Below are 21,705 nucleotides of genomic sequence, written 5' to 3' on the forward strand. Positions count from 1 at the left end.
TGTGGCCTCGACGTGCAGAACAAGGGCGAGGAAACCCGTCGGTCGCCGGGTCTTGGAAACCGTGTGTCCTCTCGGGATTTGTCTGCGTCAGGCTCGTTAGTTTGTCTGGTATTTCAGACAATGTGTCTGTATATCGGACAAATTGGATGCTAGACCGAGCCTTGACATCTTTCAAGCGCCTTGAGACGAGAACCGAAATGATTTTGGCGGATGGTCATGAGCGACGGCACTAACGATGCGATCGGGAAGGAAGCCGGCGCGGAGCCGCGCAACGGCGAACGACGACGCGGCATTGACCGCGTCATCATGCTGCTCGAGGCGTTGCTGCGGCACCGCGCGCCAATGCGCGTCGGCGACATCGCCAAAATGATCGGCGCGCCGCGTTCGACCACCTACGAGATCGTCAACAGCCTGCTCGACGCCGAAATGCTCGAAAACGTCGGCGGTGAAGGTTACGTCTATTTCGGACGCGCCATGCATCTGTTCGGCTGGGCCTACTCACATCACAATGCCCATTACCGTCGCATCATCGAGACCTTGGATAAGTTGGCCGCCGAGACAGGCGAGACGGTCCAGCTATGCGGCCTGCGTGGCAACAAATACGTCGTTCTTGACTGCCGAGATTCCCCAGGCCCGTTCCGGATCTCAAGCGATGTTGGGGTTGAGGTGCCGATCCCATGGACGGCATCCGGACGGCTGCTCCTCGGCCATATGAACGAGCAAGAGTTGAGGGATTTCATCCCATCTGGCGACTACAGGCTTCCCGACGGCCGCATCATTGCACCAGCCGAATTCTTTGCCGATGTTGCCTTGGCCCACCGGCAGGGTTTCAGCGAGACCACAGCCTTGGCCGACCGTTTCACCTGGTGCATGGCGGCCCCCATCCGTGACGGCTACGGCGCCATCAAAAGGACCTTGTGTTTGGTGTTACCCGTCGACACGCCGGAGCCACGGCGCGACGAACTGCTTGCGTTGCTGCGCGAGCGCGCCCGTGGACTGTCTCTGGCGGGAGGCTGACGATCAGCCGTCGTGCCCTCAGGTTGAAGCCTCTTAAAGGCACATGGATTCCGCTCTTCCCCATTGGTTCCATTTAGGTTCCGGACCTTAGTCCCATAGTCGGTGGATAAGGTCCAAACCAGGGAACACGCAACCGGAAGCCACATTAGGAGAAGACCGTCGATCAAAGTCCCTTCATCGCCGGTTGAGGATCCCGCCGCTCTTACTGTCGAGAGCGCGGCGGGATCCTTACGCGCGGAGCGAGCACATGAGATTTGTCGAGATTTTCACAGATGTGCTTACGGCCCTGCTTCTCGCTTTATTCGTGTGCGGGATATTCGCTGTTTTCGGAGGCCATCTGGTTCCTCCACGCTACGCAAAGATGGTGTTGCTGCCGGACCTCGATAAGATGACGACTGCATCATCTACACCCAGCTTGCCCGATTCCATCGACTTGCAAGTTCAAAAGCGCCCAGAGGTGCAAAGGTCTGCCGGCGTGACACAGCGCGCAGTCGGTCTGGAGCCGCCAGTGCCATCCAGCAAGCGGTAAGAATCAGCGGAGGTTTTGTGGCTCCCCAGCTATCAGAGAGCGCCGGCGATTATTGACAGACCCGGCTCTTGAAATTGGCTGAAATCGCCGCTCCACATTTCCGCATCTGCTGTTGGATGTGTTCATCAACAGGTCCGAACGCTATGGCGAAGCAGGTTGAGTTGGCGGTGTCCCTGGCTGATCCCCGCCAGTGCTTGATCGCGGCGTTGGATCCTTGTCGAGCTTGGGATTTCGGTCCACCGGTTCACCATTCACATCATCGGCCTTGGAGTTTGCCGGGTCCGTTTCGCCTGGATTTGGGCTGTAAGTATCTGGCGATGGAACCCGGCTGTTTTGTTGTGTCGCCGGTGTCTTAGCCTGCTCGCCATAGATTTCAGCGATCCCCCAGGCAACGAGCGCCAAGACAAGGCCGGCCAAGAGCACGCCAAGGACCGGTCGCCCCAAGCCACCCTGCCTGGCCCGCTTTTCCGGAATGTTTCTGCTCATGATCGCAACCTTGGGCTAAGAGGAGTGGCCCGCGCTCCAGGAGCGAAGACGCGAGACGGTCAAGAGTTCCGGACGTTGGCCATGCGGCGAACAGGGAACTCGCTGCACATACCGAACTCGCTGGCGCTGTTGATGTTCCCACGGAATACAAACAGCGCGCCGCCTGGAGCCGGACTGGCAATTTGGGTTGGAGTGGCTGGAACGAGCCAGCTCAAGGTCAACGAGCGGCGGTGTGCGTAAGCAGGCATTGCGAGCCAGACTGGAACTTTGCCGAATCTGCCGCGCTGCCGACCATGGCCGATTACAACGAGACCACCAATCCGGTGCTGACTGGTTGCAAGGCCCGCGTTGCCACCAGGGACATCTGTTTGAAGGCTATCTGAAATTTGCTCCTGGTTGTTGGCGATTCCGCCCGATGGAACATCCTGATCCGCTCGCGGTTGGGGAAGCCCGGGCCAGCGGCAGGAGCATCATCATGAACGTCGAACGTAACCCGGCCGAAGACAGAGGCGATATTCAGTCTGGGGTGACAGAGGACAAGACGCCGGGATTCGACCCGGCGGCGGCGCCTATGGAAACCGATGCCGAAGCGGCAGACACCGGCGCCGTGCCGGTTCCCGCAGCGACGGGCACGCCGGCTTTCGCTAATCAAGCAAGCTTCGCCAATGCAATGCGGCGGCCGGACGACGAGCGCGCTCCGGCCCCGAGTAAAAACGGCCCGGTGCTGGCCATTGTCGCGCTTGTCGTCGTTGCCGCCGTCGTGTTCGTTGTCGCCGCGATGCTGGCGCGATAGCAGATCCTGCGCTTGCGCCAAACCTCTGCCCTGCGAAGCGATCAGGGATGCGGTCGTGGCAGCAGGCGATCAGCGGCTGGAAAAACAAGCTGCAGGTTGCAGCGGCGCATGGAACGCCGGCCGGCACCCTGGCCGAGCAGCATTGCGGCATGGCCGAACCCGGCTCGGCCGCCAAGGGTTGAGGCCGGATGCTCGTTCGAAGCGGGAACATTTCACATCAAGCCAAGTTCGGGCTTGCAGAGCTTGTCGTCAAGGAACAGCACATGCAGGCCCTCACATGGCACGGCAAAGGCGACATACGCTGCGATCAGGTGGCCGATCCGACGATCCAGGATGAACGCGACATCGCTGCAGAAAGTTCACAACAGCGATATCGACCCGTCATTCGTGATCACCCATCCGGCTGGCCTCGAGGCCGGGCCCGAGCTTTACAAAACCTTCCGCGACAAGGAGGACGGCTGCATCAAAGTGGTGATGCGCCCGCACGGCTGACCGTTCTATCCAATGGCCCGACTTTGTTGTCCGGCCGTCTGCATGCTGAAAAGGCGAGAGTTGAAAATGGCCAAGGATAAACCCGCATCGACAAACCCGGCCGCCACACCCCCGGTCAGGTCGCCTGACGCCGCCGGCCTGCCACATCCCCGTCGCGATGCTGAAGACAGCGATTCCGGCGCCAGGCCGACGGCACCCAAGACCGCTGGCGCCCAGCAAGCGTCCAGATCGCCGCTCGACAGCCGTATTGCAAATCGCAATGCCGGCCGTCCTCGTCAGGCAGGCACGACGCCTCGGCCGACCGACGAACCGCTGGAGTAAGATGAAACCTAAGCTGCGGCGCGGGTATCCGCACCGCGGTGTGTGTGCGCAGTCAGGGTCTTCCTGCCCTGCCGAAAGGGCCATACAGGTGTCTTGATCTCTCGTGGATCGTCGGGATCGGCAATCAATACTTTAGCGGGAAATTCGATGGTACCGTTGGCTGGGATCGAACCAGCGACCTCCGGATCCACAATCCGGCGCTCTAACCATCTGAGCTACAACGGCACGTTCGCCTGAGCCAGATCGTGGTGAAAATTCATTCTCCGAGATCCGCTCTGTCGTTCGGCGATGCGTCCAATACGGTCTATCAGAGACTAATTCAAGGCCTTTGATAAGGCAAAGCCGGTTCTGCCAACAGGCGCCGGTTTCTTCGGCAAAAGAAAAAGGCCGGCGGGAGGAGGTGCCGGCCTTTTCCTGTTACGAGCCAGCGGGAGGAGGTGCTGGCTGGTCACCCCGGAGAGCAGAGGGAGGAGGTTCCACTCGCCGGGTATTCATTTGGACAACTCTATCGCACACCTATTTGTCTGACGAAATGCGACGTTTTGATGCATCGCAGAGTTGTGCGCAATTATTAGGCGGCCTTGATGTCCTTCAGGGCCTTCTCGAAAGCGGTCTTGACCGGCTTGGAGACGTCTTCGGCAGCCTTCGAAGCAACAGCCTGGAAGTCCTTGGCCTGCTCGACCGTGGTCTCGACGCGCTTGCGCAGGAAGGCGGTCTGCAGTTCGACCACTTCCGACAGCGACTTGGCGCCGATGAGGGCCTCGAGATGCGAGAAGCCGGCTTCGGCATTGGCGCGCAGAGCGGCGATGGTCTTGAGCGACAGGTCGCTGGAAACGGTCTTGGCAGTCTCGAAGGTCGATTCCAGGACTTTCTGGGTCTCTTCGGCGCCGGTCTTCAGCTTGGAGTAGGCTTCCTTCGACTGCTCGACGCCCTTTTCGGCGAAAGCGCGGATCTGGTCGGTTGCCTTGGAAGCGTCGAAGCTCGGGAATTCGACGTTTTCGATGGTCTCAGCGGTCTTGGCCTTGGTCATTTTCCATCCTTTCGGGGTAGCGGCTTTGACAAAAAGCCGTCTCGTTCATGTATGATGGCAATATAGCGGTTTTTTTGTGCGATGCAATATCTTTGTTGCAGTGCACCATAAATTTCTTCCCATGCGTCACCCAAGAGGTTATCCAGGGACATTCCGAGACGCTGTTAACCAAGTGGCCAGAGATTCCACCTGCTTCCCGCCATGGCTTGTGGACCTTCGCCGCGCGGGCTTTTATTAACAAAGCGTTAACTGCAAATTGCCCGCCTTGTAGGTTCGCCAAGAGGGGTTCGCCAAGAGGTTTCACCGAAAGGGTCCGCCAAGCGCATGCCTTCCGAGAACTACTCTTTCCTCGATGTCGCCGTGCTTGATGCGGTTCGCCAGCGCTTCGCCGCCGGCGACGCGATCGCGATTCTGTCGGCCGACCTCGAACAGGTGATCTGGGCCAACGGCCCGGGCGCTGCGGTGTTCGGCTATCCCGATATCGAGGCCATCATCGGCGCCTCGGCTCAGCTGCCGCTGATCGCCAGGCGCCAGATCATGGCGACCGCGGGCTTCCCGCAGATCGGCAGCGACCGCGCCATTACGGTACGGCTGGCGACCGGCATCACCAGCCGCGCCGTCGGCTTCCTGGCCAGTGCGGTGACTATGCCGGACGGCGAAAGCGCCATTATGCTGGTGGTGCCGGCAGCGCAGGCCGGCTCGCGCAGTGCTGCCGACATTGCGGCCCGCGCCATCAGCGGCTTTACCGAAGACGGCCATTTCATCGCCTTTGTCGACGCCGCCGGCACTGTCGAGGCGGCTTCGGATGGCTTTGGCGCGCTCGCCATCCGGCCTGAGACGCTGGCCGCGCTTGTCGCCGACGTGGCGAGCCAGGACGACCGCATCGTCAAGCGGCTGGTTCCCGGCGGCGCCACGTCCTATCCGGCCGGCTTCGCGCGCCTGACCGAGTCCAGGCATCTGCTGGTGGTCATCGACGAGGATCAGCTCGGTGAGGAAAATCCTGTCGGCGAGCTGGATGCCGAACCTGCTGCAGCGCAGGTCGACGATGGCCCGGCGCAAGCCGCCGCGGAGAACGCGGTAACGGTGGATGCGGTGGCTGACCACCCCACCGCAAGCGGGAATCAGGGCGCCCCACTCGCGGCCGCGCCTGATGTCGGGGAGACAGGTCGGGCTGCCACCGAGCATGATGCTTCGGCGTCAACCGATACAAAGGCGGACCATCGCGAGCAGACGACCGGCCGCGAGCAGGCGGCGAATGACAGCGCGCCGGCGCAACATGATCATTGGTACTTCCATGCCGGCGAAGAGCCGCAGGCTGGCGAGCCGGACAGCCCGGCGCAGGCCGAGCCGGACTCTGTTTCCCCGGCCGAGAGTGCGCAGTTGGACTGCAGTGCCGCTGCGCCCGCCCTGCCCTCTGACGCAGCCCCACCGGCTGCGCCTCCCGCCAAACGTGAGATCGACCGCTCGGCGCCGCCGCTGCGCTTCGTCTGGCGCACCGACGCCGAGGGCAAGTTCAGCGCGCTGTCGCCGGAATTCGGCGACATTGTCGGCAAAGCCGCCGCCGACGTGATCGGCCGCCGCTTCAAGGACGTCGCGACAATTTTCGGCCTCGACGCCTCGGGCGAGATCGCGGGCCTGCTTGAACGGCGCGACACCTGGTCGGGCCGCTCGGTACTGTGGCCGGTTGCCGGCTCCGACCTGAAGATACCGGTCGATCTGGCAGCACTGCCTGTCTATGGCCGCAGCCGCGCCTTCGAAGGTTTTCGTGGTTTCGGCGTCGCCCGCGCCGGCGATGCGGTGGTCGATCCGGAAGCAATCGGCATGGCGCTGGTCCCCAATGGCGCGCCAGCGGCAGCAGCCGAGCCGGCCCCGGAACAGCCCGTGGCGGAAGCTCCCAGGGCGGCCGATCCGTTCGAGGGCGAAGTGCCGGCACTGACCATCGTGCCGAAGCAGGAACGTCGTTTTGCCGACAAGGTCATCCGGCTGGCCGAGCATCGGCAGCCCGCCAACGACAAGCAGCCGACAAGCGAGAGGGGCCTGTCGACGCTGGAGCGCAGCGCTTTCCGCGAAATCGGCGAGCGGCTGAAGAAGGACAATCCCCCCCCGGAGCAGCCGGATGCCGGCAAGCAGGCCGAGCCGACCAGGACCAGTCAAACAACGCCGGACGAGGCCAGGCTGGAGCGGGCCAAGGGAGATCATCCCAAACCGGACCATGTCGAAGCGGACCAGGCTCAAACAGCCGCTCCAGCCCGGCAAGCCGCCGAGGTCTCGAGTCCGGACGAAGCCGGCCCGGCTGCCGCGGCTGAACCGTCGGCCTCCGCGCCCGAAAGCGAAACGGCTGAGGCCGAACCGCCGGAAAGCGATGCCGAGGACGAAAAGGACCTGGCGCGGCTTGACGGCGAGCAGCCGGACGACGGCCTTGCGGACAGCGAAGCAGGCGAGGCGAAGGCGCCGACAGTGTCGCGCTCCCTGCTCGACTATGCCGATCCCGAACCAGGCTCCGTCACCGGAGACAGTACGGAAGCGACGTCTTCCAAAGACGAACCGGCGCCGGCTCCCGAACCGGATGATACGCAAGCGCAAGAGATCGTCGAGGCCGCAGAGTCACAGCCGGTTGTTGCCGAGACGCCGGCCAATGCCGGTGAAGACGACAGCATGACGTCGGCCGATTTCCGCGATGCCGAGGACAATGAGGATTGGGCGCCGTCCGACGAGGCGACTGACTCGGCCGTGGAAGACGGGGACAAGGCCGGCGATGCGGACACAGTGCCGGCAGAACCACAGCGCCTGAAAGTGCCGCCGCTCAAGCTTGAGGGGTTCATGCCTTCGGCATTCTCGGCCGGAGATGAACACAAGGCCCCTGACACGTCGATCCTCGGCAAGCTGCCGGTGCCGCTGCTCATCCATTCGGGCGACGAGCTTCATTACGCCAATGAGGAATTCCTCGGCCTGACCGGCTATGACACGCTTGAGGACCTGAGCGACGCCGGCGGGCTCGACGCGCTGTTTGCCGATCCCTATTCAGAAACGGCCGGCGAAAGCGACCACACACTCAAGCTGAAGACGCGCGAGGGCCAGGAATTTCCGATCGAAGCCATTTTGCGTTCGGTGCCGTGGCGCGCCGGCAAGGCGCTGATGCTGGTGGTGCGACGTACCGGCGATAACGAGCCGCCGATGGTTGCGCATCTCGCAGCCGAGGAGCAGACGCAGCCCGATGTCTCCGAACTCAAAGCGCGCATTGCCGAGATGCGCACCATCATCGACACCGCGACCGATGGTGTGGTGTTGATCGGCCGCGACGGCGACATCCGCTCGATCAGCCGGCCGGCCGAGGCGCTGTTCGGCTTCGACAGCGACGACGTCAGCGGTAAACCGTTCGCCTCGCTGTTTGCCATCGAAAGCCAGCGCGCGGCCCGCGACTATCTGAACGGCCTGTCCGAGCCCGGCGTGGCGAGTGTGATGAACGATGGCCGCGAGGTGATCGGGCGCGAGGCGCAAGGGCGCTTCATCCCGCTGTTCATGACCATCGGCAGGCTGCCCAATGACAGCGGCTTCTGCGCCGTGGTGCGCGACATCACGCAGTGGAAGCGGGCCGAAGAGGATCTGACCCAGGCGCGCGCGGTGGCCGAGCGCGCCTCCTCGCAGAAGACCGATTTCCTCGCCCGCATCAGCCACGAGATCCGCACGCCGCTCAACGCCATTATCGGCTTTTCCGAGCTGATGGTGGACGAGAAGTTCGGCCCGGTAGCCAATGACCGCTACCGCGACTATCTCAGAGACATCAACCGCTCGGGCAACCATGTGCTCGATCTCGTCAATGACCTCCTCGACATTTCGAAGATCGAGGCCGGCCAGCAGGAAATGGACTACGAGGCGGTGTCGCTCAACGATACGCTGGCCGAGACTGTGGCGATGATGCAGCCGCAGGCCAACCGCGAGCGTGTCATCATTCGCTCCAGCTTCGCCTCGCGACTGCCCGAAGTGGTCGCCGACCTCAGAAGCGTGCGCCAGATCGCGCTCAACATCCTGTCCAATGCCATTCGCTATACGCAAGCCGGCGGACAGGTGATCGTGTCGACCGCCTATGAAACCTCCGGCGACGTTGTCATGCGGGTGCGCGATACCGGCATTGGCATGAGCCATGCCGAGATCGAGCAGGCGCTGAAGCCGTTCAAGCAGATCAATGCGCTGAAGCGCGGGCGTGGCGACGGCACCGGTCTCGGCCTGCCGCTGACCAAGGCGATGGTGGAAGCCAACCGCGCCCGCTTCACCATCACCTCGACGCCGGGCGAAGGGACGCTGGTCGAGGTCGCCTTCCCGTCGACGCGGGTGCTGGCCGAATAGGGCCGGCCATTCCCGGGCGAGAATCCCGGACAAAGAAAAGGCGTCCAACAGGACGCCTTAAATGGGATTTGCTGTCACAACGGGGGCTTGAGCGAATCTGATCCTCAGGGGACGAGGAACGGGATTTCTCCCTCAAGTTACGTGCGACTATCGACGCCGGGCCTTAACAACTCCTTACCGGCCGTCCAAAAAATTTACGAATGTGTACCACTCATGAAATCTAGGTAAATTCGACCGACATATCTGGTTAACCATCCCGGCCGCGTCACTCAGCCAGCTGCGGCAGGTTCCTGAACAGCTCCAGCGCCTCTGGATTGGCCAACGCTTCCTTGTTCTTGATGGCGCGGCCATGCACCACGTCGCGCACTGCAAGCTCGGTGATCTTGCCCGATTTGGTGCGCGGAATGTCGCTGACGGCGACGATCCTTGCCGGCACGTGGCGCGGGCTGGCGCCGCTGCGGATCTTGGAACGAATGCGCTTTTCCAGATCCTCGTCCAGCGTCACGCCGGCGGCCAGCCGCACGAACAGCACGACGCGGACGTCATTGTCGAAATCCTGACCGATGCACAGCGCCTCAAGGATCTCCGGCATCTGTTCGACCTGATTGTAGATCTCCGCCGTGCCGATGCGCACACCGCCCGGATTGAGCGTCGCGTCGGAACGGCCGTGGATGATCATGCCGCCATGCGCGGTCCATTCGGCGAAGTCGCCGTGGCACCAGACATTGTCGAAGCGCTCGAAATAGGCGGCCTGGTATTTCTTGCCCTCAGGATCGTTCCAGAAGCCGATCGGCATCGACGGGAACGCTTTTGTGCAGACCAGCTCACCCTTTTGCTCGCGGATCGGCTTGCCGTCATCGTCCCATACATCGACGGCAAGGCCGAGGCCGGGACCCTGGATCTCGCCGGTCCAGACCGGTTGCGTCGGTACGCCGAGCACGAAACAGGAGACGATGTCGGTGCCGCCGGAAACCGAGGCGAGATGTACGTCCTTCTTGATGCCGTCATAGACGAAGCGGAAATCCTCCGGCGACAACGGTGAGCCGGTGGAGGAAATAGCCCGCACACTCGACAGATCATGGCTGCGGATCGGCTTGAGCCCGGCCTTGCGCACGGAATCGATGAATTTGGCCGAGGTGCCGAAAAAGGTCATCTTCTCGGCATCTGCGAAGCTGAACAGCACATTGCCGTCGGGGTGGAAGGGCGAGCCGTCATAGAGCAGCAGCGTGGCGCCCGAGGCCAGGCCCGACACCAGCCAGTTCCACATCATCCAGCCGCAGGTGGTGAAGTAGAAGAAGCGGTCGCCTTCGATGAGTCCGGCATGCAGCCGGTGTTCCTTGACATGCTGGACCAGCGTGCCGCCGGCCGAATGGACGATGCATTTGGGAATGCCGGTCGTGCCTGACGAGAACAGGATGTAGAGCGGATGCGCGAACGGCAGCCGCTCGAACGTGACCGCTTTGGCGGTAAAGGGTAACAGCGCCTCTTCGAGCGCCACGGCCTTGTCGATGATCGCTGCGATATCGCGCGAGGTACCGAGATAGTCGACGATCAGGACCTTGCGGACGGTTTCGAGCTTCGCCGCAACGGTAGCGATCTTGTCGGCTACCTCGATTGCCTTGCCATTGTACCAATAGCCGTCCGGCGCAATGAATATGACCGGCTCGATCTGGCCGAAACGGTCGAGCACGCCCTGCTCGCCGAAATCGGGGGAACAGGACGACCAGACCGCGCCGATGGAGGCGGCCGCCAGCATGGCGGCGACGGTTTCCGGCATGTTGGGCATCATCGCCGCGATGCGGTCGCCCTTTTTCACCTTGAGCGACAGGAAAAGCTGCTGAAAGCGCGAGGTCAGCTGGTGCAGTTCGCTCCACGACAGCCGCCGCTCGATCTTGTCCTCGCCGCGAAAGACGATCGCGTCACCGGAACCGGTCTTCTTCAGCAGGTTTTCGGCGAAGTTCAGCGTCGCTTTGGGAAAGAACGATGCGCCGGGCATCTTGTCGCCATCGACGAGCACGGGCTCGCCCGCATCGGTCCCTTTGTCGCCGACAATGCCGCAAAAGTCCCACAGCAGGCTCCAGAAGCCCTCGCGATCCTCGACCGACCAGCGGTGCAGTTCGGCGTAGGAGGCGAAGGATGTGCCGCTTTTGGCCGCTGCTGCCTTCATGAACGCGGTCAGTGGTGTTGCGTCGATCTGGTCTTGCGTCGGAGTCCAGAGCGGTGCTTCGGCAGCCATGATCGATCCTCCTTGAAGCCCGTCGCGTCGCAAGATAGATATGCTTTTGTTTGATGCACGTCGTTGTCCCGGAACCGCTGCACTCTTCCGGGCGACATGCACTAGCCTCAGCTTTACAGGCGCCGCTGTCCCAAAAACGCCGCGCCTCGTAACAGGCTGAAGCTGCATCGCTTATGCCTACCACCGTGCGGCAGAGCAAGATTTTGTTCCGCTAAACTCGGCCATATGTGCGCAATTGCCATCGCCGGGCCATAAAGACTTGAAATGCCTCAGCCCTGAGTCGTAGTGACGGCTGGAAGGCGTGGTGACGACTGGCGGTTACACCCGTCAGGCGTTTATCGGAATGAAAGCAACCGGGGCAATATGCCATCACCTTTGATCCGGCGCGGAATATGGGCGATCGGCGTTGCCGTGCTCGTCATCGCGCTGGTCGTCGCCGCTCTGCCGCTGTTTGCCTCGACCCGGATCGTGCGCGATCGCATCGCCTGGGAGATGAGCGCGTGGAGCGGTTTCAGGGTCACCATCGCCGGTTCGCCGCGCATCGAGGTGTGGCCGAAGTTCCGCGCCATATTGAGCGACGTCACGCTGTCCCAGTGGACCGAGACCGACGCGCCGCCGGTGATCGAGGCCGAACGGGTCGAGGTCGACCTTTCGGCGATGGCGGCGCTGCAGGGCGATGTGGTGTTTTCGACGGCGCGGCTGGTGCGGCCGACAATCCGGGTCCAGCGCGCCGCAAACGGCATATTCCTGCCCGCCATACCAACGGGCGGACGCATCACCCGCTCCATCGACACGGCGCGCGGCCTAGTCAACGCCGATCCGACGAAGCCGGACCTGAGCAAGCTGCCCGCCGATCCGTTCGGCACAGTGGAATTCAGGGACGGCCGCATGGTCGCCTCCATCGGCGGCAAGGACGTCGAATTGCTGACCAGCCTGTCCGGCCAGGCGAGCTGGGCAGCGATGAACAGCAACGCGACCTTGTCGGCGACCGGAATCTGGCGCGGAGAGAGCGTCACCGTCGATGCCGCCTCGCCCAAGCCGCTGGTGCTGTTTGCCGGCGGCGCCGCACCGGTCACGTTTTCGTTCAAGGCAGCGCCGGCCAGCTTCTCGTTCGATGGCACGGCCAGCATGTCGCAAAACGCCTATTTCGATGGCCAGGCGAAATTCGCCGCACCCTCGCTGCGGCGCGTGCTGGAATGGTCGCAGGCCGGCATTGCTCCTGGTACGGCGATCGGTTCGGTCTCGATTTCGAGCAAGATCACGGCGACCGCCGGCCGCGTCAAATTCGAAAACACCGCGGTGACGCTCGACAGCAACCCGGGAATGGGGGCGCTGGATTTCTCGTTCGGCGACGCCTTGCCGGTGATATCAGGCACACTCGCCTTCGACACGCTCGACCTCAGGTCGCTGTTTTCGGCCTTCACGCCGCTGGCGCCCACCGGTGAAACCGGTCCCGGCGAAATCGACACCAGCTTCGCCGACCGGATCAATCTCGATCTGAGGCTGTCAGCGGCGCATGCCTCGGCCGGCGCAATCCAGCTTGCCGACGTCGCCGCTACGGCGCAGGTGAAGAACGGGCTTGCCGTCTTTGATATCTCCGATGCGTCGGCCTTTGGCGGCAACGTGCAAAGCAGCCTGCGTTTCGACCGTAAACCGGAGGGCTCGCAGGTCGAGATCCGGCTGCTCGCCTCCGACATTGACGGCGCCGCTTTCGGCACCGCGGCCGGAATGACGCGGCTGGTGCCGGCCAGCACCGGCACTGTCTCGGTCATTCTCAAAGGGCCGGGCAAATCCTGGGACTCGATCTTCGAGAACGCCGACGGCTCGGTCTCTGCGACGTTCGGGCCGGGCGCGCTGAGCGGGCTCAATTTGCCGGCATTTCTGAAGCACACGGAACAGGGCGGCTTCTTCGCGCTCGACGACGTCTCGGACGGGACACTGCCGATGGACGGCGCCGAGCTCAAGGCCACCATCTCGAAGGGTGTGGCAAGGCTGGACAAGGCCGAGGCCAATTCGGCGAAATACAAGGTCTGGCTGTCCGGCATCGCCTCTTACGGCGGACGCGGGCTGGCGCTTTCGGGGGGTGTCACCCAGGCCGACCCGGCAGCGGCACCGGTCAATGGCCAGCAGGGATCCAACCAGTCGTCATTCTTCGTCGGCGGCACCTGGAGCACGCCGTTCATCTCGCCGATCAGCCGCGGCGTCTCAGGCGAATAGGCGGACCCTTACCGGGACCGCCCTATCCCTCGTTTGACGCAATCAACCGCGCTGCGCGGCCCGTTCGTCGAGCTGGCGTTGCACCTCACGCCGCTTGTTGGCGACCGAAGCGATGATAACGCCTACCGCCACGACGGCGATCAGGATGGTGCAGGCGGCGTTGATTTCCGGCGTCACGCCGAGACGCACCTGGCTGTAGATCTTCATCGGCAGCGTGGTGGCGCCAGGCCCGGAGGTGAAGGAGGCTATCACCAGATCGTCAAGCGACAAGGTGAAGGCCAGCATCCAGCCGGAGACGATGGCCGGCATGATCACCGGCAGCGTGATCTGAAAGAAGGTCTTTACCGGCGTTGCGCCGAGGTCCAAGGCAGCTTCTTCCAGCGAACGATCGAACGACACCAGGCGCGACTGCACGACGACAGCCACGAAGCACATGGTCAAGGTGATGTGAGCAAGCGTCACGGTCAGGAAGCCACGGTCGAGACCGACGGCAACGAACAGCAGCAACAGCGAAAGGCCGGTGATGACTTCCGGCATGACCAGCGGCGCAAACACCATGCCGGAAAACAGGATGCGGCCCCTGAAGCGGGTGTAGCGGGTCAAGGTCAGCGCTGCCAGCGTGCCGAGCACCGTTGCCACCGTGGCGGAGATGACCCCCACACGCGCCGTCACCCAGGTGGCGTCCATCAGCCCCTGATTGTGAAACAGCGAGGCATACCATTTGGTCGAGAAGCCGCCCCAGACGGTAACCAGCTTCGACTCGTTGAAGGAGAAGACGATGAGCAGCACGATCGGCAGATAGAGAAAGGCAAAGCCCAGCACGACCGAGGTGACGTTGAAGCGGCTCCAGGTGGCGTTCATTTGTCTTGCTCCTGGGCGCGTGCCTGAGCCTGCTGGAAGAGCATGATCGGCACGATCAGGAGCAGCAGCAGGATAACGGCGACGGCAGACGACACCGGCCAGTCACGGTTGGCGAAGAATTCATTCCACAAGGTCTTGCCGATCATCAGCGTCTGCGACCCGCCGAGCAGGTCGGGAATGACGAACTCGCCAACGGCCGGGATGAACACCAGCAGGCAGCCGGCGATGACGCCGGGCAGCGACAGCGGAAAGGTGATCTTCCAGAAGGCGGCTGTCGGCGGGCAGCCGAGATCCTTTGCCGCCTCGATCAGCGAGTAATCCATTTTTTCCAGCGACGAATAGAGCGGCAGCACCATGAATGGCAGATAGGAATAGACGATGCCTATGAAGATCGCCGTGTAGGTGTTGAGGATGATCAGCGGCTGATCGATGATGTTCAGCGACAGCAGCAGTTGATTGAGCAGCCCCTCGGGCTTGAGGATGCCGATCCAGGCGTAGACGCGGATCAGGAACGACGTCCAGAACGGCAGGATCACCAGCATCAGCAAGGTCGGGCGGATCGTCGCCGGCGCGCGCGCCATGCCGTAAGCGATCGGGAAGCCGACGAGCAAGGTCAGTATCGTCGAGATCGCCGCGATGATGACGCTGGTGACATAGGCTTTGAAGTAAAGCGCGTCCTGCGTCAGCCAGACATAATTGTCGAAGCTGAGTTCGCGGAAGCGGGCAACGAATCCGGAAATGCCATCCCTGAAATCGAGCACCGGCGTGTAGGGCGGCATGGCGATCGCCGACTGCGACAGCGAAATCTTGAAGACGATAATGAACGGAATGAAAAAGAAGAACAGCAGCCAGAGATAGGGAACGATGATGACGAGCCGGCTGACGAAGCCGCTGGCGAGCCGCGTCGGCAATGGTTTGGCCGCGGCCGATGGACCGGCGTCGGTGATGGCGATGTTGGACATGGCCGCTCCCTACCGCGTCAGCACGACGCCGGCATCCGGCCGGAAGGAGACCCAGGCGCGGTCGTTCCAGGTCAGCGGGTCCTCGGTGACTCGCGCCGCGTTGAGCGCGCTTGCCCTGATCATCTGCCCGTCATCCAGCCGGATGTGGTAGACGGTCATGTCGCCGAGATAGGCAACGTCGTAGACCTCGCCCTCAAGCGCATTGACTGCGTCGGCCGGTTTCTTCGACGACACCTTGATCTTCTCCGGCCTGATGGCGAAGACGATGTCGGAACCGGCCTTTGTATCGGTGCTGTTTTCGACGACGATCTGGGCCCCTGTCGCGCCGGTAATGCGCGTGGTGTTTGCCGCACGCTCGGCGACCTTGCCTTCGAACATGTTCACATTGCCGACGAAGTGGGCAACGAAGCGTGAGCTCGGCGCCTCATAGACTTCCGCCGGCGTCGCCACCTGCATCACCTCGCCCTTGTCGATGATGGCGATGCGGTCGGCCATGGTCATCGCCTCTTCCTGGTCGTGGGTGACGACGACGAAGGTAAGGCCGAGATTTTGCTGCAGGTCCATCAGCTCGAACTGCGTTTCCTCGCGCAGCTTCTTGTCGAGCGCGCCGAGCGGCTCATCGAGCAGCAAGACTTTTGGCCGCTTGGCAACCGAGCGGGCGAGCGCGACGCGCTGGCGCTGGCCGCCCGACAATTGGTGCGGCTTGCGCTTGGCGAACTGCTCTAGCTTCACCAGCTTCAGCATCTCGGCGACGCGCTTTTCGATATCCGGTCCCGGCATGCCTTCCTGCTTGAGGCCGAAGGCAATGTTCTTTTCCACGCTCATATGCGGGAACAGCGCATAGGACTGGAACATCATGTTGACCGGGCGGCGGTAGGGCGGGATGCCGCGCAAGTCCTGGCCGTCGAGAAGGATACGGCCGGCGGTGGGATCCTCGAAGCCGGCAAGCATCCGCAGCAACGTCGACTTTCCGCAGCCCGACGCGCCGAGCAGGGCGAAGAACTCGCGCTCGAAAATGGTCAGCGACAGATTGTTGACGGCGGTGAAGTCACCGAACTTCTTGGTGACGTTCTCGAATTGGATATATGGCTTGGCGTTCGGGTCGTTCCATGGCGCGAAATCCCTGCGGATGCTGCCAAGCGATTTCATGTCCCACTCCGTCCTATTTTTTTGCTTCTTGCCCCAGAGAAGAATGGTCCCGGCAGGTGGCTGCCGGGACCATGTCGCATTGCTTACTGGCCGGTGACGATCTTGGTCCAGCTGCGCGTGATCAGGCGCTGGGTCTTGGGATCGTAGGGCTGGACCGTATAGAGCTTTTTCAAGGTCTCGGCGTCCGGATAGACCGCCGGATCATCCAGCAGTGCCTTGTCGACGAACTGCTGCGAAGCCTTGTTGCCGTTGGCGTACAGCACATAGTTGGACGACTTGGCGATCACTTCCGGCTTCATCATGTAGTTGAGAAATTCGAGTGCCTCGGCGGCATGCGGCGCATCGGCGGGAATCGCCATCTGGTCGAACCACATCTGGGCGCCTTCCTTGGGCACGGAATAGCCGATCTCGACGCCTTGCTTGGCCTCGACCGCGCGGTTGCGCGCCTGGAAGACGTCACCCGACCAGCCGACCGCCAAACAGATATCGCCGTTGGCGAGCGCGTTGATGTATTCGGACGAATGGAATTTGCGGATATACGGCCGCACCTTCAGCAACGTCTCCTCGGCCTTGGCGATGTCGTCAGGTGAGGTGCTGTTCGGATCGAGGCCGAGATATTTGAGCGCCGCCGGGATGATGTCGGCCGGCGAGTCCAGCACATAGACGCCGCAGTCCTTCAGCTTGGCCAGGCTGTCGGGATTGAAGAACACATCCCAGCTGTCGATCTTGTCGGTGCCGAGTGCAGCCTTCACCTTCTTGATGTTGTAGCCGATGCCGACCGTGCCCCACATGTAGTTGATCGAATATTCGTTGCCCGGATCGTATTTGGCGGTGCGCTCCGAAACCGTGTCCCACATGTTGGAAATGTTGGGCAGCTTCGACTTGTCGAGCTTCTGGAACACGCCGGCCTGGATCTGGCGGGCCAGGAAGTTGCCGCTGGGCACGACGACGTCATAGCCGCTGCCGCCGGCAAGCAGCTTGGTTTCGAGGATTTCATTGGAATCGAAGGTGTCGTAGACGACCTTGATGCCGGTCTCCTTGGTGAAGTCGTCAATGATCGAACTGTCGATGTAATCCGACCAGTTGAAGACGTTGACGACGCGATCCTCGGCATGGCCGCCAACGGCGAAAAGCGTCAGAAATGCCGAGGTTGCCGAAAGCCAGAGCGCTTTGCGGATCATGCTGTTCTCCTTTGATGAGTGTTCCTTCGCCAAGTCGTCGCTGTTCGAGCGCGATTGGGCATTTGCTTCAGAGTATTGAGCTTTCCGGGCAGCCACAAGCATGAACTGCCAGCGCCGTCCGGGCGGTTCGACGAGCGGCAGATGATGGCTCTGTGTGCCCGCATGGCGGGCGCGCTGACGCCGTCAGAGGCTTTCGCCGCGGCGCTGGCAGGGATACGACGCTGTGGTCCGGTCTTGGTCCGACCGGCGGGGACACTTGGCAAGATAAGCCTGTCTTGTTGTTGCCGTGCCCCAGCCTGCCCGTGCCGCAGCAAGGTTGTCAATGGCCCGCGCGGGGAAGCTCGGTCAATAGGGCGTGCGGCTTCGCTAATTGGGGAAAGACGGGCGTTATTAGGGAAGACGGGCTCAACCAAGGGAAAGGCGGGTCAATTAGGGGATGGCAGGCCAGTGGTCCCCGGCCGTGCAGGCCTCGCCTGGCGCTTGAATTCAAGCGCGATATGGACGAGCAGCGCGGCGACCACCACCGCGCCGCCGATGATGGTGCGCACCGAGGGCACCTCGCCATGAACGAGCCAGACCCAGATCGGTCCGAGGATCGGCTCGAACGTGCCGAGGAGTGCTGCGATCGCCGCCGGAACCAGCCTCGCGCCGGTGGCGAAGAAGGCAAGGCCCAGGCCGAGATTGATAACGCCTAAGGCAAACAGGAAAGCCATGTCGTGGGTCGACGTGGCAAACTGCGTGGCTTGCGATGCGGCGAAAGCCGCTGCCAGCATCGTGCCGAGGCACGTCGCCGGCGTCATGCGCACATGGGCGAAGCGCCGGGTGATGACAGTGGCGATCGAGAACATGACGGCGATCAGCAGCGACAGCCCGTCGCCGATGGGCGATACGGCGCCGTCGAGCGATTCCGACACCATGATGGCGACGCCGGCGATGACGGCGGCGATCGCCACCCAGGTCGCGATGGCGACGCGTTCGCGAAACAGCACCCAGGCAAGCAATGCCGCCAGCAGCGGCACACCGGCCTGCATCAACAGGATATTGGCAACGGTGGTGTAGGCGAGCGCGACAACGAAGCACGTCGACGCCGTGGCGAAACAGACGGCCACGGCAAGGCCGGGCAGGCCCATGTCGCGAAACAGCCGCAACATGCCGCGCCAGCCGTCGCGCCAGGCCATGAAGCAAATCAGGAACACAGCCGCCCACAGCGATCGCCAGAACACCACGGTCCAACTGTCAGCGGTGTCGATGAAGCGGGCGATGGTGCCGCCAAAGCTCCACATCAGCGCCGACAGGAACACCAGCAGCAAGCCGACCCGCTCTTCGCGAGGCGAGACGATCGGCGGTGCGGCGATTGGAGAAGATGCGGTATCGGTCATGGGGTGCCACTGTCGGCTATCTCGGGGCGGCATGATGCACAATGGACGACAGAAACGTGCCGTATTCGCCTAGCGCATAGGCTACCGCCGGACGTGATCCAGCCCGGCATTCCCTTTGGCGCACCGCCAACCGGCAGCCATACGGGCAAACACCGCCGTTTCTAGGACGTGCCCTTGTTGCCGCGGATAAAGCGCCAAAGACCGGCCAACGGTACCAGCAGCAGAATGCCGAACTTTTTCAGGGCGATGACCGCGACCGCAATCAGGCCGGCCTTTGCCGCGAGTTTTCCGGCGATGAGGCCGCCAATGCCAACCGCGGCGACCGTGTCGGTGCCGGGCAGAAAATCGGTGTATTTCTTGCCGGTGCTGAAGTCCGCCACGCCCAGCACTTCGTCCAGGCTCTGCTTGATCTCCGGCAATTGTTCAACCGTAGCGATGTAGCTCATCACGAAGACGCCTTCCCGGCCGAGGAAACGGACGTCGTAATTGAGCGTGTGGACGGTATCGTCTCCGAACTGCAGTTCCTTGGCCCAGTGCAGCCGCTTGTGGACGAAATCATAGACCGGCGGCGAGGCCCAGCCGATTAGCTTGATCGGGGGAAAGCCGTCCTTTACCCGCTGATCGTTGGCCGACAATGTGTCCGCCTGCATGCTGCTCAGCAGTTCGGTGTAGTCGATGGATGCCGCGTCGGCGTCATCGACATGGCCGATCTTTTCATAGCGCAATTCGATGCCCCAACCGTTGCCGGCGATGGGCTCGTACTTGGCCGGGAAGATCATGCCGATTGCTTCGGACGCGGTATCAGGCGGATTGCCCCAGGCCTCGGTCAGGACGGACGTCGCGTCCTTCTTGCCCAGAAAATAGAACTTGTCCTTGAGATCGAGATGGATGCCTTCGGGAAGGTCGACCGCGCCGGTCTTTGGATCGATCTTGTCCAGGAATGCCTTGCCGTCGTCACTATACTGTTGATAGTCCTTGAAGAATTCCGAGGATTTTTCTGCCAGAACAGGCCCCGCCAAAAGGGCAAGCGCCACGCCAAGCCACAAAGCTTTCCTGTTCATAAGCCGCCCCCCCTTGGCTGCCCTGCAGCTCACCTTCGATAGCGCAGCGCCGATGCTTAATCAATATTTGGTTCGGCGATGGTTCGGGCCGCGCTCTATTGCTTAGCGCAAACAGCTGCGGTCTTCCGCGACCTCCAGCCCGAGAAGCATCACTGGAAATCGAAGGCGCTCAGGCCCGTCACCATCTCGTCCAGGCCCAGCGGACGGGTCACCGGCGGCTCGGCGCGGGCCAGGCAGCCGATGCGTTCGCACAGCCGGCAAGCGGGACCGACCGGCGTGGCGGCGCCCTGTCCGGCCTTTGCCGGCAGCCCGGCGCCATAGACGGTCTCGTCGCGAAAGCCGATATCACAGCCCAACAGCAGCGCGGTGCGGCGCGGACGCTCGGAGAACGAACCCTGCGGCCCCTCGAGCGTGCGGGCGATGCAGAGGAACTCGGCGCCGTCGGGCATTTCCACCGCCTCGACCAGGATCTGGCCAGGCGAAGCGAAAGCGGCATGGACCGGCAGTTTCGGGCAGCCGCCGCCAAAGCGGCTTTGCGGAAAGCCCTGGCCGCCGGCCTTGCGGAAGCGATTGCCGGCATTGTCGACCTCGAGCATGAAGAACGGCACTCCGGACAAGCCAGGACGCTGCAGCATGGTCAGGCGGTTCGCCGCCTGTTCGAAGGAGACGCCGAAACGCGAGCGCAGCACATCGATGTCGTAACGAGCCCGCACGGCGGCGGCATGAAATGCCTGATAGGGCATCATCAAGGCATTGGCGGCGTAGCGGCCGAACTCGAAGCGGGCGAGCCGACGGGCTTCGTCCGTACCGAGCTTCAGCGTCTGAATTTCGCCGGCGACAGCGACCGTCATGCGGATCAGGCAGGCCTCCATGGCGACTTCGCGCAACTGGTCGAACGGCGACAGCCGCTCCGATAGAAAAAGACGCTGCGAATGACGGTCATAACGGCGGCGCCAGTTCGGCATGGTGGCGACCGGCAGCACCTTGACGACGATGCCATACTCGCGCTTCAGCCACGCCTTCAGCGCGCCGAACAGATCGTCGCCGGGGTCGAGCATCGAGGTGAAGGCCTCGGCCTCCTCCTCCAGTGCTGCAAAATGGTTCGGCCGGCGCTCGAAAATCTCGTGCACTTCGTCGATCGGCAGCCGCGCACCGGACAGCGCCGTGGCGCGGCCCTCGCGCGCCAGAAGCTCGTTGAGATCGGACAGCCGCTCGGCCTGCTCGCGGTAAGCGCGAAACAGTTTTATCATCGCAGCCGATGCATTGGGGGCGGCCTCGGCCAGTTCGATCAGTTCCTGGTCGCCCGGCAGCTCACCGGCAAGCAGCGGGTCGCCGAACACTTCCTTCAAGGCCGAGATCGACCCTCTCGCCTCACCCTGCAATTCATGCGGGTCGACCTTGTAGACAGAGGCCAGCTTCAGGATCAGCTGCACCGTCAGCGGCCGCTGGTTGCGCTCGATCAGGTTGAGATAGGACGGCGAGATGCCGAGCCCCTCGGCCATCGCCGTCTGGGTCAGGCCTTTGGCGATGCGGATGCGGCGGATGCGCGGCCCGGCGAATATCTTCTGGTCGGCCATCGGCTTTCCTTGACAGGAATTTACACGACTTGCGAGCGATGAACGGCGCACCATCTTTTTACAATCATGA

14 protein-coding genes, 1 tRNA gene and 2 pseudogenes are annotated in these 21,705 nt (G+C 62.5%); 6 read left to right on the plus strand and 11 right to left on the minus strand.

Annotated features, from left to right (window positions below; genetic code table 11):
* The first annotated feature begins 210 nt into the window (after positions 1-210).
* Positions 211-1,017, plus strand: coding sequence for an IclR family transcriptional regulator (locus NKL06_RS09340; RefSeq protein ID WP_023807590.1), 807 nt, complete (start codon positions 211-213; stop codon positions 1,015-1,017).
* A 670-nt stretch (positions 1,018-1,687) separates the two neighbouring features.
* Here NKL06_RS09340 and NKL06_RS09345 read toward each other — a convergent pair.
* Complete coding sequence (locus NKL06_RS09345; protein ID WP_081725440.1) at positions 1,688-2,032, minus strand: hypothetical protein; 345 nt, start codon at positions 2,030-2,032, stop codon at positions 1,688-1,690.
* Between the two features lie 415 nt (positions 2,033-2,447).
* Here NKL06_RS09345 and NKL06_RS09350 point away from each other — a divergent pair, with 415 nt between their 5' ends.
* The 3 genes and pseudogenes from NKL06_RS09350 to NKL06_RS09360 form a co-directional block, all read left to right on the plus strand.
* The gene (locus tag NKL06_RS09350; protein ID WP_023807591.1) at positions 2,448-2,825 is read left to right on the plus strand and encodes a hypothetical protein; all 378 of its coding nucleotides are present in this window, start codon (positions 2,448-2,450) and stop codon (positions 2,823-2,825) included.
* A gap of 68 nt (positions 2,826-2,893) precedes the next feature.
* Positions 2,894-3,007 (plus strand): annotated as a pseudogene (locus NKL06_RS09355) (SDR family NAD(P)-dependent oxidoreductase); the annotation flags it as partial.
* Positions 3,008-3,194: 187 nt separating this feature from the next.
* Positions 3,195-3,317: pseudogene (locus tag NKL06_RS09360) on the plus strand (glutathione-dependent formaldehyde dehydrogenase); the annotation flags it as partial.
* 469 nt (positions 3,318-3,786) lie between these two features.
* On the opposite strand, the gene NKL06_RS09365 reads toward NKL06_RS09360, so the two are convergent.
* Both NKL06_RS09365 and NKL06_RS09370 read right to left on the minus strand, forming a co-directional pair.
* Positions 3,787-3,863 (minus strand) — tRNA-His (locus NKL06_RS09365).
* Positions 3,864-4,209: 346 nt separating this feature from the next.
* Entirely contained in the window at positions 4,210-4,668 is a 459-nt protein-coding gene (locus NKL06_RS09370; protein WP_023669330.1) for a phasin, read from the minus strand.
* Positions 4,669-4,992: 324 nt separating this feature from the next.
* Here NKL06_RS09370 and NKL06_RS09375 point away from each other — a divergent pair, with 324 nt between their 5' ends.
* Entirely contained in the window at positions 4,993-9,012 is a 4,020-nt protein-coding gene (locus tag NKL06_RS09375; protein WP_023692374.1) for a PAS domain S-box protein, read from the plus strand.
* Between the two features lie 265 nt (positions 9,013-9,277).
* Here NKL06_RS09375 and NKL06_RS09380 read toward each other — a convergent pair whose 3' ends face one another.
* Positions 9,278-11,248, minus strand: a complete 1,971-nt coding sequence (locus NKL06_RS09380; RefSeq protein WP_023692375.1) for an acetoacetate--CoA ligase — start codon at positions 11,246-11,248, stop codon at positions 9,278-9,280.
* Between the two features lie 363 nt (positions 11,249-11,611).
* Here NKL06_RS09380 and NKL06_RS09385 point away from each other — a divergent pair, with 363 nt between their 5' ends.
* The gene (locus tag NKL06_RS09385) at positions 11,612-13,465 is read left to right on the plus strand and encodes an AsmA family protein (protein ID WP_023692376.1); all 1,854 of its coding nucleotides are present in this window, start codon (positions 11,612-11,614) and stop codon (positions 13,463-13,465) included.
* Between the two features lie 42 nt (positions 13,466-13,507).
* On the opposite strand, the gene NKL06_RS09390 is transcribed toward NKL06_RS09385, so the two are convergent.
* The 7 genes from NKL06_RS09390 to NKL06_RS09420 form a co-directional block, all read right to left on the minus strand.
* Positions 13,508-14,326: an ABC transporter permease gene (locus NKL06_RS09390; protein WP_023692377.1), complete on the minus strand. Its 819-nt coding sequence runs from the start codon at positions 14,324-14,326 to the stop codon at positions 13,508-13,510.
* Positions 14,323-15,288 carry an ABC transporter permease subunit gene (locus tag NKL06_RS09395; protein WP_023681870.1) on the minus strand — a complete coding sequence of 322 codons (966 nt, stop codon included), beginning with the start codon at positions 15,286-15,288 and terminating at the stop codon, positions 14,323-14,325. Before NKL06_RS09395 ends, NKL06_RS09390 begins: the two co-directional genes overlap by 4 nt.
* Before the next feature lie 9 nt (positions 15,289-15,297).
* Positions 15,298-16,437, minus strand: a complete 1,140-nt coding sequence (locus tag NKL06_RS09400) for an ABC transporter ATP-binding protein (RefSeq protein ID WP_023692378.1) — start codon at positions 16,435-16,437, stop codon at positions 15,298-15,300.
* A gap of 83 nt (positions 16,438-16,520) precedes the next feature.
* Positions 16,521-17,618, minus strand: coding sequence for a polyamine ABC transporter substrate-binding protein (locus tag NKL06_RS09405; RefSeq protein WP_023681872.1), 1,098 nt, complete (start codon positions 17,616-17,618; stop codon positions 16,521-16,523).
* Positions 17,619-18,043: 425 nt separating this feature from the next.
* The gene (locus tag NKL06_RS09410; protein WP_023692379.1) at positions 18,044-18,997 is read right to left on the minus strand and encodes a DMT family transporter; all 954 of its coding nucleotides are present in this window, start codon (positions 18,995-18,997) and stop codon (positions 18,044-18,046) included.
* 161 nt (positions 18,998-19,158) lie between these two features.
* Positions 19,159-20,058 (minus strand): DUF2167 domain-containing protein, encoded by a 900-nt coding sequence (locus NKL06_RS09415; RefSeq protein ID WP_031196137.1) that lies wholly within the window; start codon positions 20,056-20,058, stop codon positions 19,159-19,161.
* Between the two features lie 149 nt (positions 20,059-20,207).
* Complete coding sequence (locus NKL06_RS09420; RefSeq protein ID WP_023692381.1) at positions 20,208-21,635, minus strand: helix-turn-helix domain-containing protein; 1,428 nt, start codon at positions 21,633-21,635, stop codon at positions 20,208-20,210.
* Between the last annotated feature and the right edge of the window lie 70 nt (positions 21,636-21,705).

This window comes from Mesorhizobium sp. C268A (genome assembly GCF_040324475.1).
GTDB lineage: Bacteria > Pseudomonadota > Alphaproteobacteria > Rhizobiales > Rhizobiaceae > Mesorhizobium.

Coding starts and splice junctions, on each gene's coding strand:
- NKL06_RS09340 (WP_023807590.1), top strand. CDS start 211: ATGGTCATGAGCGACGGCACTAACGATGCGATCGGGAAGGAAGCCGGC.
- NKL06_RS09345 (WP_081725440.1), bottom strand. CDS start 2,032: ATGAGCAGAAACATTCCGGAAAAGCGGGCCAGGCAGGGTGGCTTGGGG.
- NKL06_RS09350 (WP_023807591.1), top strand. CDS start 2,448: ATGGAACATCCTGATCCGCTCGCGGTTGGGGAAGCCCGGGCCAGCGGC.
- NKL06_RS09370 (WP_023669330.1), bottom strand. CDS start 4,668: ATGACCAAGGCCAAGACCGCTGAGACCATCGAAAACGTCGAATTCCCG.
- NKL06_RS09375 (WP_023692374.1), top strand. CDS start 4,993: ATGCCTTCCGAGAACTACTCTTTCCTCGATGTCGCCGTGCTTGATGCG.
- NKL06_RS09380 (WP_023692375.1), bottom strand. CDS start 11,248: ATGGCTGCCGAAGCACCGCTCTGGACTCCGACGCAAGACCAGATCGAC.
- NKL06_RS09385 (WP_023692376.1), top strand. CDS start 11,612: ATGCCATCACCTTTGATCCGGCGCGGAATATGGGCGATCGGCGTTGCC.
- NKL06_RS09390 (WP_023692377.1), bottom strand. CDS start 14,326: ATGAACGCCACCTGGAGCCGCTTCAACGTCACCTCGGTCGTGCTGGGC.
- NKL06_RS09395 (WP_023681870.1), bottom strand. CDS start 15,288: ATGTCCAACATCGCCATCACCGACGCCGGTCCATCGGCCGCGGCCAAA.
- NKL06_RS09400 (WP_023692378.1), bottom strand. CDS start 16,437: ATGAAATCGCTTGGCAGCATCCGCAGGGATTTCGCGCCATGGAACGAC.
- NKL06_RS09405 (WP_023681872.1), bottom strand. CDS start 17,618: ATGATCCGCAAAGCGCTCTGGCTTTCGGCAACCTCGGCATTTCTGACG.
- NKL06_RS09410 (WP_023692379.1), bottom strand. CDS start 18,997: ATGACCGATACCGCATCTTCTCCAATCGCCGCACCGCCGATCGTCTCG.
- NKL06_RS09415 (WP_031196137.1), bottom strand. CDS start 20,058: ATGAACAGGAAAGCTTTGTGGCTTGGCGTGGCGCTTGCCCTTTTGGCG.
- NKL06_RS09420 (WP_023692381.1), bottom strand. CDS start 21,635: ATGGCCGACCAGAAGATATTCGCCGGGCCGCGCATCCGCCGCATCCGC.